9 protein-coding genes are annotated in these 12,311 nt (G+C 48.5%); all 9 read left to right on the top strand.

Going from position 1 to position 12,311, the window contains the following annotated elements; translation table 11 throughout:
- Positions 1-159 precede the first annotated feature (159 nt).
- The 9 genes from metG (at position 160) to DDZ15_RS07545 (ending at position 12,151) form a co-directional block, all read left to right on the top strand.
- Positions 160-2,190 (top strand): methionine--tRNA ligase, encoded by a 2,031-nt coding sequence (metG, locus tag DDZ15_RS07585; RefSeq protein ID WP_109646465.1) that lies wholly within the window; start codon positions 160-162, stop codon positions 2,188-2,190.
- 14 nt (positions 2,191-2,204) lie between these two features.
- The gene (locus tag DDZ15_RS07580; protein WP_158278644.1) at positions 2,205-4,193 is read left to right on the top strand and encodes an alpha-amylase family glycosyl hydrolase; all 1,989 of its coding nucleotides are present in this window, start codon (positions 2,205-2,207) and stop codon (positions 4,191-4,193) included.
- An 83-nt stretch (positions 4,194-4,276) separates the two neighbouring features.
- On the top strand, positions 4,277-5,626 hold the full coding sequence (locus DDZ15_RS07575; protein WP_109646463.1) for a sodium-dependent transporter: 1,350 nt from the start codon (positions 4,277-4,279) through the stop codon (positions 5,624-5,626).
- Between the two features lie 109 nt (positions 5,627-5,735).
- Positions 5,736-6,311 (top strand): elongation factor P, encoded by a 576-nt coding sequence (gene efp / locus DDZ15_RS07570; RefSeq protein ID WP_109646462.1) that lies wholly within the window; start codon positions 5,736-5,738, stop codon positions 6,309-6,311.
- A 9-nt stretch (positions 6,312-6,320) separates the two neighbouring features.
- Positions 6,321-6,803 (top strand): acetyl-CoA carboxylase biotin carboxyl carrier protein, encoded by a 483-nt coding sequence (gene accB / locus DDZ15_RS07565; RefSeq protein WP_109646461.1) that lies wholly within the window; start codon positions 6,321-6,323, stop codon positions 6,801-6,803.
- Positions 6,804-6,809: 6 nt separating this feature from the next.
- Entirely contained in the window at positions 6,810-8,162 is a 1,353-nt protein-coding gene (accC, locus tag DDZ15_RS07560; protein ID WP_109646460.1) for an acetyl-CoA carboxylase biotin carboxylase subunit, read from the top strand.
- A gap of 22 nt (positions 8,163-8,184) precedes the next feature.
- Entirely contained in the window at positions 8,185-8,565 is a 381-nt protein-coding gene (gene gcvH, locus DDZ15_RS07555; RefSeq protein ID WP_109646459.1) for a glycine cleavage system protein GcvH, read from the top strand.
- 154 nt (positions 8,566-8,719) lie between these two features.
- A complete protein-coding gene (guaA, locus tag DDZ15_RS07550) occupies positions 8,720-10,270 on the top strand; it encodes a glutamine-hydrolyzing GMP synthase (RefSeq protein ID WP_199222905.1) in 1,551 nt (516 codons plus the stop codon).
- Between the two features lie 60 nt (positions 10,271-10,330).
- Positions 10,331-12,151, top strand: a complete 1,821-nt coding sequence (locus tag DDZ15_RS07545) for an ABC transporter substrate-binding protein (RefSeq protein WP_109646457.1) — start codon at positions 10,331-10,333, stop codon at positions 12,149-12,151.
- The last annotated feature ends 160 nt before the right edge of the window (positions 12,152-12,311 follow it).

Here is a 12,311-nt window from a genome sequence, read left to right as displayed (position 1 = left end):
GCATTATGTGATCATCATGCGTTCCGAACCCGGAAAGTATCGCCGGGCACCGATATCTGCGGGTATTAAGCTGATGGAAGAAAATTGCCTGCCAATTTGGTAACTTAGCGAGCTGAACCGTAATTTCTTCAGCTTTTTTTAAATCGATTTTTTTGATCTATGCCGAAACGAATTTTAGTCACCTCTGCCCTGCCCTACGCAAACGGACCCATTCATCTCGGGCATCTCGCCGGGGCTTATCTTCCGGCCGATTTATACACACGGTTTCAGCGTTTAGATGGCAGAGAGATCCTTCACATTTGCGGTTCGGATGAGCATGGTGTTCCGATTACCATCGCCGCCGAAAAAGAAGGTGTGTCTCCTCAGGAGATAGTGAACCGCTATCATGAGGGCAATAAAGCCGTTTTTGAGAGTTTCGGTATCAGTTTCGACTACTACGGCCGCACAAGTTCTGAAACGCACAAAAAAACGTCCCAGGATTTCTTCCTTAACCTCTACGAACAGGGTGTTTTTAAACAGAAGACCCAGGAACAGTACTATGACGAGGAAGCCGATATGTTTCTTCCCGACCGGTATGTTAAGGGTACGTGTCCCCACTGCGGCCACCCCGAAGCTTACGGCGATCAATGTGAAAAGTGCGGCACATCACTTTCTCCTACCGACCTCACGGATCCCGTCAGCGCCATTACAGGCAATAAACCCGTGATCAAAGAGACCGAACACTGGTTTATCCCGCTGGGCGACTATCAGGAAAAGCTCGAAGAGTGGATCGACTCCCGCAAAGACTGGAAAGCCAATGTGGTTGGTCAGTGCAAAAGCTGGCTCGATGGCGGACTTGGAGATCGTGCGGTAACACGCGATCTCACTTGGGGCGTGCCCGTTCCCCTTCCCGAAGCCGAAGGCAAGGTATTGTATGTCTGGTTTGATGCTCCCATAGGCTATATATCGGCAACCAAGGAGTGGGCCCAAAACCTGGGAAAACCGGATGAATGGAAAACATGGTGGCAGGATAATGAGACATCCCTGGTCCACTTTATTGGAAAAGACAACATTGTATTTCACTGCATCATGTTCCCGGCCATGCTGATGCAGCATGGGGATTTTGTTCTGCCTGAAAATGTGCCTGCAAATGAATTTCTGAACCTTGAAGGCCGCAAGCTATCCACCTCGAAGGGATGGGCCGTTTGGCTGCAAGAATATCTTGAGAAGTTTGATGCCGATCTGCTGAGATATGTAATCGGATCAACCCTGCCCGAAACCAAGGATTCTGATTTTTCATGGAAGGATTTCCAGACCCGCGTAAACAGTGAACTTGCCGACATACTTGGAAACTTTGTATTCAGAACCCTTAGTTTCACCGAAAGATTTTTTGACGGCGAAGTGCCCGAAATGAAAAATCCCGACAGCAGGGATCAAGCCGCACTTGCCGAAATTGAACGGCAAAAAAAGAAGATCAGCACCTCCTACAACAGTTTTCGCTTCAGGGAAGCAATAGCTGAAACCATGTACCTGGCCAGGGCCGGTAACCGCTATTTCACGGAAACTGAACCCTGGAAAACACGCAAAGAGAATCCACAGGCCTGTGCCAATACACTCTATGTTTGTTCCCAGATCACGGCTGCACTTTCCGTTCTTTTTGAACCCGTACTGCCGGGCAAGATGTCGAAACTGAGAGAACAGCTGGGTATACCCGGTACGGCCGGCTGGGGTGATGTGAGTGCTTCTATGATAGCCGCAGGGCAGCTTATCACACCGGGCGACATCCTCTTTGAAAAAATTGAGGACGAGGCCGTTGAGCATGAAATTGAGATTCTGAAAGAGCGTTCCTCTGCAGCCGACTCTGCCGATAATCCTTATGAAGACTTAAAAAAGGAGACTGACTTCGGCACATTTTCCAGGATAGACCTCAGAGCCGGACGCATTCTGGAGGCAGAACCGGTCAAAAAATCAAAAAAACTGATTCAGATCACCGTTGACCTCGGTTTTGAAAAACGAACCATTCTGTCGGGCATAGCCGAATATTTTAAGGCAGAAGAGATCGTGGGGAAATCGGTTGTGGTGGTTGCCAATCTGGCGCCAAAAAAGATGATGGGCATCGAGAGCAACGGAATGATTTTGATGGGCGAAGACAGGGAGGGCACTCTGCATTTTGTTGAAACAGAAGCCGAACCCGGCAGTCCTGTTATGTAAGTAAAATGACATCTATGAAAACGGCCATCAAACGGGAAAATCCGGGGGTAACCCTCCGCGAAAATGAAACGCATTTCAGCATCTACTGCCCCGGGGCAGAAAGTATGGTCTGCATACTTTACGACAGCCACGATTCAATTGAGGGTGACCGGCACTTCATGGATAAGAGTGATGCGGGATATTGGTCTCTTACTCTGAAAGACCGTCTGAACGGGAAATGGTATGCCTACCAAGCCGATTTCGAAGAGCTTGAGAAGGCGCCCGACACACCCTACGTAAATTATCCCTTTGCGGATCCCTACAGCCGTCATGTTTGTGTTCGAAACACCTACAGACAGGAAGCCAGATCTCTGATATTTGAGGATGATTATGACTGGGAGGGCGACACTCACTGCTTTCCGGATGACCTGCGCGACCTCATTATTTATGAGACGCACCTCAAAGACCTTACTGCACACCCCTCCAGTTCTGCGAAAGGCAGCGGGTCGTATCAAAAATTTATCGATACCGGTCAAAGAGGCGGCATTCCCCACCTTCGTGAATTGGGCGTAAACTGTGTGGAGTTTCTGCCGCTGCAAAAATTTCCCCCGATAGAACCTCCATACGGAAAGCGAACGGATGAAGGGTTTCATAATACCTGGAATGTGTATTCGGCCAACTACTGGGGATATATGACATCGTTCTTTTTTGCCCCGGAAAGCTCGTATGCCTCAGACTGCAGCAGAACCTTTTCGGGTAAGACCGCCGCTGCCGTCAGCGAGTTCAAGGACGTGGTAAAATCACTGCATCAAAACAGAATATCGGTCATTATGGACGTGGTTTATAATCACACATCCCTGTTTGACGTGAACCCGCTCTCCCACCTTGCCCCCGATGAATATCTGCGTTTTAATGAACAGGGCGAGCTGATGAACAGAAGCGGAACCGGAAATGAGTTTCGGTCTGAAAATCCCGTTGCCCGGCAGATGATCATCGACTCTCTGCTCTATTGGATTGAGGAATATCATATCGACGGCTTCCGATTCGACCTTGCCGCTCTTCTCGACAAGAAAACCTGGGAGGTAATTCGAAATGAAGTTCATAAAAAGTACCCAAAGGCGGTACTGATCGCTGAACCCTGGGGCGGATATTACTCCCCTCACCACTTCTCAGACTACGACTGGTCTTCCTGGAATGACCGAATCCGGAATTCCATTAAAGGATCTGATCCGCTGCACGATAAAGGATTTATATTTTCCGACTGGCAGCGTGAAACCCGCCGTGAAAGGCTTGAAAACATTTTCAAGGGAACACTTAATCACGGAGAAGGCGGACTCTACAACACGTCTGAGCATAGCGTCAATTACCTTGAAAGCCATGACGGGTACACGTTGGGTGATTTCATCCGGATCGGCATAAACCCGGAACTTCAGGACCAGGTGATAGAAGATCGCAGCGAGCATATCGAACTGAGCGACGAGGAGATGAATATCGCAAAACTGGCTGCTGTCAGCCTCTTTACCGCTCAGGGTATCACCATGATACATGCAGGTCAGGAGTTTGCAAGAAGCAAGATCATTGCCAAAACACCCTGCAAAGACCCGAACGTAGGAAAAATCGATCACAACAGTTACGAAAAAGACAATGAGACGAACTGGATCAATTTTGACGATATCGCGCTCAACAAGCCTCTGTATGACTATTATCGATCACTGATCCGCATCAGAAAACAGGCGCCTGCCCTGCGGAAGTGTGACCCATCGGAAGTCTGCTTCGATCATTACGCAAACCCTCTTATCATAAGCTTCTATATCAGCGGAGCCAATTCGGGTGACTTGTATGACTATTATGTTATCCTGAACGGCACAAAATCGGAGACGGCCCATGTGCACCTTCCCGCCGGAACCTGGGAGGTACTGGTGAATAATGAGCTTGCATCCACTCAGATGGTCGACCTTGTGAGCGGACAGGCAGAATCAAAACCCCAGTCGGGCCTGGTGCTGAGAAAACTGAGACACTCGTAGCTGTCAAAAAACTAAAGTTGGAATTTTTCAGCTTCACGAATATTTTACCTCGTCTTCACACCTAATTCTAATCCGACGCACTCTTGGCTACAACATCTGCTGACAACCGTGGTACATGGAACTCTAAATTCGGATTCATTCTGGCCGCTGCCGGCTCCGCAGTAGGCCTTGGCAATATCTGGCGTTTCCCTACAGAAGCTGCCTCAAACGGCGGTGCCGCCTTTTTAATCATCTACCTGATCTGCTGTTTTTTAATCGGATTTCCGATTATGATTGCAGAATTATCCATTGGGCGAAACTCGCAGAAAAACCCGGTCGGGGCGTTTAAATCCCTGAGCAACAATAAATTTTTCCCGCTGGTGGGTATGTGGGGTATTTTATGCGGTGTGATGATCCTCTCCTTTTACACCATTATTGCGGGCTGGACCTTCAGCTATGTTTTTGTGGAGATTTTTACGTTTACAGGAATGAACGAGGCAGCCGCGTTTATTGGTGATTTCAACAACGGTTTTGTTAACGCCATCTTTGCAATCCTTTTTATGGGTTGCACCATTGGAATTATTCGCGGTGGGGTAAGCGAAGGCATTGAAAGGGCAACAAAATTGATGATGCCGCTTCTGGTACTCATACTTATCATCATGACCGTCTATGTTCTGTTTCAGCCGGGCGCTCAGGAAGGCATCAGAGCGTATCTGCTGCCCGACTTCTCCAAAATTACTACCGGCCTGGTGCTGGCTGCTCTCGGGCAGGCCTTCTTCTCTCTTTCACTTGGCATGGGTGCCCTCATAACCTACGGATCGTACCTGAGTAAAAAAGAGAACATTGTTGAAGCGGCCGGATATGTGACCATATCGGATGTGGGAATTGCATTTCTTGCAGGCCTTCTGATCATGCCGAGCATATTCCTGGCTCAGTCGCAGGGGGTGGTGATATATAATGAAGCCGGTGATTTTCTTGCCGGTCCGTCGTTAATTTTTCAGATTCTCCCTGAGCTTTTTTCACAAATGGGTGGAATTCTGGGACTCGTATTCGGTGTATCTTTCTTCTTCCTGCTTAGCCTTGCGGCACTCACCTCAACCGTTTCGCTGCTCGAAGTACCCACCTCGTATGTTATTGACGAACATGGTGTCCGAAGAAAGAAAGCGGCTTTGGGTGTTGGCCTTTCCGTACTCGCCGTCTCGCTTATCATCTCATTTAACACATCACTGATCGATCATATCGACTATATTTTCAGTACAGTAGGCTTGCCCCTCGGCGGCCTGCTTATCTGTATTTTTGTTGGTTACTACTGGAAAACAACAAGTGCCATCGATGAAATCAAGAACGGTTTTAAAGATGCCGCCGATTCATGGTTCACTACCGCATGGTCCGTATTCATTAAATTCATATGTCCTGTTCTGATCCTGATAATTCTGATAAGGACCATTTTTTAAAAAGCCAAAATCCCTGAAACCAAAGAATCTGGTAAACTTTCAGCAGTCAGGTTGTTATCGAACAACAGCCGCCTTATTTTTCGATTCTATCTTGAATTTTAATTGAATTATGGCAAAAATCAGTACTTCCGATTTCCGCAATGGCCTGAACATTCTGGTTGACGGTGAAATCTACACCATCGTCGAATTTCAGCATGTAAAACCCGGCAAGGGCCCTGCATTTGTTCGCACCAAGTTAAAAGGTGTCGAAAATGAAAAGAACATCGACAAAACATTCCGGTCCGGTGAAAATGTCGAATCCATCCGTGTTGAGCATCAGCCCTATCAATTTCTTTATGCTGATGGTGATATGTTCTTTTTCATGCATCAGGAAACGTACGAACAGATTCCGCTTGAAAGGTCGAGAGTTGAAAATGAAAAGTTTGTTACCGACGGCATGATCTGTACACTTGTCATCGATGTTGACAATGACAATGTTCTCTATGCAGTGCCCCCCGATCAGATTGAAGCGGAAGTTATAGATACCGATCCGGGTGTAAAAGGTGACACGGCACAAGGCGGCAGCAAACCCGCCACGATTACAGGGGGTGCGGTAGTTCAGGTACCCCTCTTTATCAGCAAGGGTGAAAATATACGCGTGGATACACGCACCGGTGATTACCTGGAACGAGCTAAATCAAAATAAATACGTCTTATGGATTTAAAACTTGTTAAGAAACTTCTGGACATGATTTCTGAAACGGAACTCAATGAAGTGTCCATTGAAGAAGGGGACTTTAAACTGAAAGTGAAAAAAGCTTCCGAAAGCTCCGCTGCGCCCATGCAGTTTCAGATGCCCGCACAGAGTGCTCAGCCACCACAGGGTCAGCCTGCTGCTCACGCGAAGCCGGCACCTGCAGCGGAAGAGCCCAAACAAGCTGCAGACGATAGCCAGCCCGACGGCGATGTCGTAAAATCACCGATTGTCGGCACGTTTTACGAAGCACCCTCTCCCGATTCCGATCCTTTTGTAAAAGCTGGAGATAAAGTTGAGAAGGGTGAAACGCTTTGTATCGTCGAAGCAATGAAAATAATGAATGAAATAGAAGCTGAATTTTCAGGCACCGTTCAAAAAATATTGGTTGACGACGGTCAGCCCGTTGAGTTCGATCAGCCTCTTTTTATCATTAAAAAATAACATTTCATGTTCAAAAAGATTTTAATTGCAAACCGTGGTGAAATCGCTCTTCGCATCATACGGACTTGCAAGGAGATGGGGATTAAAACCGTCGCGGTCTACTCTACCGCTGATGAGCACAGTCTGCATGTAAAGTTTGCGGATGAGGCTGTTTGTATCGGCCCCGCACCCAGCAAAGACAGTTATTTGAAAATTCCCTCTATCCTGGCAGCCGCTGAGATCACCAACGCAGAGGCAATCCATCCCGGCTACGGGTTTCTGGCCGAAAACGCGGAATTCAGCCGTATTTGTGCCGAACATGATCTGAAATTTATAGGCCCTTCACCTCAGATGATTAACCAAATGGGTGATAAGGCTACCGCGAAAGCGACCATGATCAAAAATAAGGTACCCGTTGTTCCCGGATCGGACGGAGTGATTGACGATCTGGATGAGGCCAAAAAAATTGCCTCCGATATCGGATATCCGGTGATCATTAAAGCAAGCGCCGGCGGCGGCGGACGCGGTATGCGGGTGGTTCAGGACGAAGACGGATTTGAAAAGGCATTCCGAACCTGCCGCAGTGAAGCGGAAACGGCTTTCAGCAATCCGGCCGTTTACATTGAAAAGTTTGTTGTGGATCCGCGCCACATAGAAATTCAGATTTTAGGCGACCAGCACGGAAACGTTATCCATTTGGGTGAACGGGAGTGTTCGCTTCAGCGCCGACACCAGAAAATCCTGGAAGAGGCCCCATCCCCCGTTATGACGCCTGAAGTGCGCGAAAAAATGGGTACTGCCGCAATCAATGCCGGAAAAGCCATTGATTATGAGGGCGCCGGTACCGTCGAGTTTATCGTTGACAAGGATCTCAACTTCTATTTTATGGAGATGAATACCCGGATACAGGTTGAACATCCGGTAACAGAAGAGATTACAGGCTACGATCTGGTGAAAGAGCAGATATTGGTTGCCGCAGGTGAAAAAATCGATACCAAACCGCTGAAATTACGCGGCCACTCGATCGAGTGCCGGATAAATGCGGAAGACCCGGAGCATAATTTTCGTCCGACTGCAGGTACAATTACATCCTTTAATATTCCGGGCGGGCACAGCGTAAGGGTCGATACACACGCCTACTCCGGATACAGGATACCCCCAAATTACGACTCCATGATTGCCAAGCTTATCGTGAGCGCGCCAAGCAGGGATGAAGCCATCATGCGAATGCGCCGTGCACTTGAAGAGTTTGTTATTGAAGGGGTGAAAACAACCATACCCTATCATATACAGCTTATGGATGACCCCAACTTCCAAAGCGGTAATTTCAATACGCAGTACCTGGAAAAATCTTTTACATTCACACCTGATAAAAATTAACCTGTAAAAAAATCAGTTTTCTATGAATTTTCCTGATGACCTGAAATACACCCGGGAACATGAATGGGTACGTGACAATGGAGACGGTACCGTAACAGTTGGCATTACCGATTTTGCCCAAAGCGAGCTCGGCGATATTGTATTCGTGGAACTTGAACCGGAAGGTGAAGAATTTGACCAGGATGACGTTTTTGGTACCGTGGAAGCGGTGAAGACGGTTTCCGAACTATTTGCGCCCGTATCAGGCGAGATCACAGAAATAAATGAGTCACTTGAAGACGATCCGGAACTGGTGAACAACGACCCATACGGCAGCGGATGGATGGTTAAAATAAAACTGTCAGACGCTTCCGAACTGGAAGCCCTGCTTTCGGTTGACGATTATAAAGAGGTAGTGGGGTAAGAGGTTTCACAAACTTATGTGATTCGCTTATTAACAGGAACCGGCGGATCGCTGCTATTTCTTTCACAACGAACATTTAACCGGAGTTTATTTACAGGGACCTATTCACTGCACGGTCCAAAAAGTACACTTCAACATATTTATACAGGTATACATGCAAATGCATCATGATGAGTGGGTGCTTATCCTCGATTTCGGTTCTCAGTACACGCAGCTCATTGCACGAAGGTTGAGGGAACTGAATGTATATTGTGAAATCCATCCGTTCAATACCTCTCCCGATGAGTTCCGCAGCCAGCCGCCTAAAGGCATTATACTATCGGGAGGCCCTAAAAGCGTGTACGATCCGGGAGCCCCTGCGCTGAACATGGATTACATTGAAATGGGCATTCCGGTACTTGGTATCTGTTATGGCCTTCAGTCCCTGGCACATTCCATCAACCCCTCCAGCGTAGAAAAAGCCGATAAACGTGAGTTCGGACGCGCCAAGCTCAATATTGATGACCGCTCCGACTTATTCAGCGGAATTTATGAGGAATCCGTGGTATGGATGAGTCACGGCGATCATATCAGGGAACTCCCCTACCCCTATCACATCATCGCCCATACTGAAAATGCCCCGGTTGCAGCGGTTAAGCACGACACAAAACCGATTTTTGGCGTACAGTTTCATCCCGAGGTAGCCCATACGGATCAGGGCAGTGAAATTCTGGAAAATTTTGCCATCAATATTGCAGGGTGCAGCGGCGACTGGACGGCCGCTTCCTTCATTGAAACCGAGATTGATGAGATCCGGCGCAGAGTGGGCAGCGAGAAGGTTCTTTGTGCTCTCTCAGGCGGCGTCGACTCAACCGTTGTGGCCACACTGATCCACAAAGCCATCGGTGATCAGCTGGAATGTATTTTTGTGGACAACGGACTGCTTCGAAAGCATGAATACGAAAATGTTCTGACAACGTATCGCGAACATCTTAAACTGCCCGTGAGAGGCGTGAATGCCTCCGACCTATTTCTTAAAAATCTCAGCGGTGTGATTGACCCCGAGGAGAAAAGAAAAATTATCGGCAATACATTTATTGAAGTATTTGAAGACGCTATTTCCGCCGAAAACAATTTTAAGTTCCTTGCCCAGGGAACGCTCTATCCGGATGTAATCGAAAGCGTTTCCTTCAAAGGACCATCGGCCACCATTAAATCACATCATAACGTGGGCGGCTTGCCCGAAAAAATGAAGATGGAACTGATTGAACCGGTTCGTGAACTCTTCAAAGACGAAGTAAGAAATGTGGGTCGCGAACTGGGGATTCCCGAAAGCTTTATCGGCCGGCATCCGTTTCCCGGGCCGGGCCTTGGAATCCGTGTGATCGGCGAGTTAACAAAAGAGCGGCTCGATTTGCTCAGAGAAGCAGACGACATTTTTATCAGTTCTCTGCGTGCTCACGGCCTTTATGACGACGTCTGGCAGGCTCTGGCCGTACTCCTTCCTGTTCAATCGGTGGGGGTTATGGGCGATGAGCGAACCTATGAGTTTACCGTTGCCCTGCGAGCGGTAACGAGCGTTGACGGTATGACGGCCGACTGGGCACATCTCCCCTATGAGTTTCTGTCTGAGGTAAGCAACCGGATCATTAATGAAGTACGCGGCATAAACCGGACGGTTTACGATATCAGTTCAAAACCGCCATCGACCATTGAGTGGGAGTAGAGGGAACAAACAGACCCGGATCGAATTTACCGGAATGTATCAATACCACGCTTTGAGACTATGAAAAAAGTTCTACACCTGATTCCGCTTCTTGCACTGTCACTTATTTTCTCACCTGAGGTCCGCTCTCAATCTTTTAGTGAGGGTGTAGAGCTTTACAGGGCCGAGCGATTTACCGAAGCACTGTCCGTTTTTTCTGAACTTCCGGACCAGAATGATCAGACACGCCTTTTTCTGGGCAAAACGCATCTTGCCCTCGGCAATTACCATACAGCTCTCAATCAACTTGCCGGGGCCTTTGACAGCAACAATACCGATCTTTTCGCCGAAGCACTCTATACGTCCGCAATCGCACGTTTCAGACTGAAACAGTACGATCTTAGCCTTGAGCTGCTCTACAGAATCATTCAGACCAACAGCCGCAGCGGCGTGCGTTTTGATGCACAGCGTTTGTATCGCCAGATCATAAACTATCTTTCCGAAACCGAACGTTTTGAAACACTTCAGAGAAGTGAAAACAGCACTATACGCTATGACCTTGTCAATCAGGCGCGCAACCTGGTAAATCCATTTACCTACAACGCCCTGGTTACTGAACTCCTGGAGATGGAGAGCGACTCTTCTGCCATTGCGGAATTGTCTGATCGTCTCTTACCCGACAGCGCCGCTCCGATCAACCGGCCGTCATTCCGCTACCCGAATGCTCCGCAGGGAATGGTTTACCATGTGGGGGTGGTACTTCCCGTGTTTGATGAACAGGACCCCGATTTTACCATCCCAAGAAACCTGTACCAGGGAATGGTTTTAGCTGCCGAAGAATTTAACAGCCGCAACCCGGACAAGAAAGTACAGCTGTTGTTCAGTAACTCACACGAAAACCCCGATTCAACGGCACAGGCGATTACTGAACTTGCACTGAGCCGGAATGCCGATGCCGTGATAGGTCCGCTGTTTTCAGAACCGGCAATGAGAATGGCTGCTCTGTCAGAGCAACTGCAGGTTCCGATGCTGGCACCGCTTGCCAATTCAGACAGCCTGAATATGGATTACAATTATGCTTTCCAGCTGAACCCCACCTTTGAGGTGCACGGCAGGAATATGGCCCGCTTTGCGGTTAGGGAACTGGGACTCGATACGCTTGCCGTGTTTACTGAAAAAGGATCCCTGGGTGCCGCTGCCGGCAACAGCTTCCGGCGAGAGGCAGAAAGGCTGGGCGCCTTCATATCCTACCATATTGAAGAGGACTTTGCCAGCCTTGGATACGATATATCCGATTTTACACAGGTTTTCACTCCCGACAGCGTATTGATCGACTCCCTGAACTACATCCCAAGCGAGGGCATCTATGCGCCTTTTACGGGGCAGGCAGCTGCCACTCTTGCCGACCTTCTGCTTAACGATCTTGAAGCGATGAGAAGCGAAGTTGTGATTATGGGGTCCGAAGGGTGGGCGCGCGCCACTCCATCTGCATTTCAGCGCCGCTTTTTTGAGATTTACTATTCAGAACCTTTTTCACCATTTTCAATGCAAGCCGACACAGCCGCTGTTCAATTTTTCGAAGAGGATTATGAGACGCGTTTTGGGGAGGAGCCTGACCGTTTTTCCGGTATCGGTTATGATGCCGCTACATACCTGCTGCAAAGCCTTGAAACCGCCGGCAATCCCCAATATCTGAACCGGGCTCTCAGAGAATCTCCGCCCTACAACGGCTTGTCATTGACAATCGATTTCAGCGGGAACAGGGTCAACCAGTCAGTATTTATCAGGGGCCTGACCCCGGAGGCCGCCGACAGGCTTCGGCCTGAGCCGGTTCCGGAGGCTGAAACTGAATCTATCGATGCATCAGATGATACCGCGGATGCTGCGGGTGAGTCCGGTTAGAAAGGAACCGGAAAGTGAAAGCATACACGAGGATCCCGCTCACCCGGTATGTAACGGCGCCAGTGATTTTCATTCGCGATTCTAAGCCAGGCCAAGGTTGCCGGCTCTCTGCCAAGCGGTGGCCTGATTCATAAATTCATTTTTCGGCCATACTCTGGAT

The organism is Rhodohalobacter mucosus (assembly GCF_003150675.1).
Classification (GTDB): domain Bacteria; phylum Bacteroidota; class Rhodothermia; order Balneolales; family Balneolaceae; genus Rhodohalobacter; species Rhodohalobacter mucosus.
The sequence above is the reverse complement of the archived record's forward strand: the minus strand, read 5'-3'. Positions and strand labels throughout refer to the sequence as shown.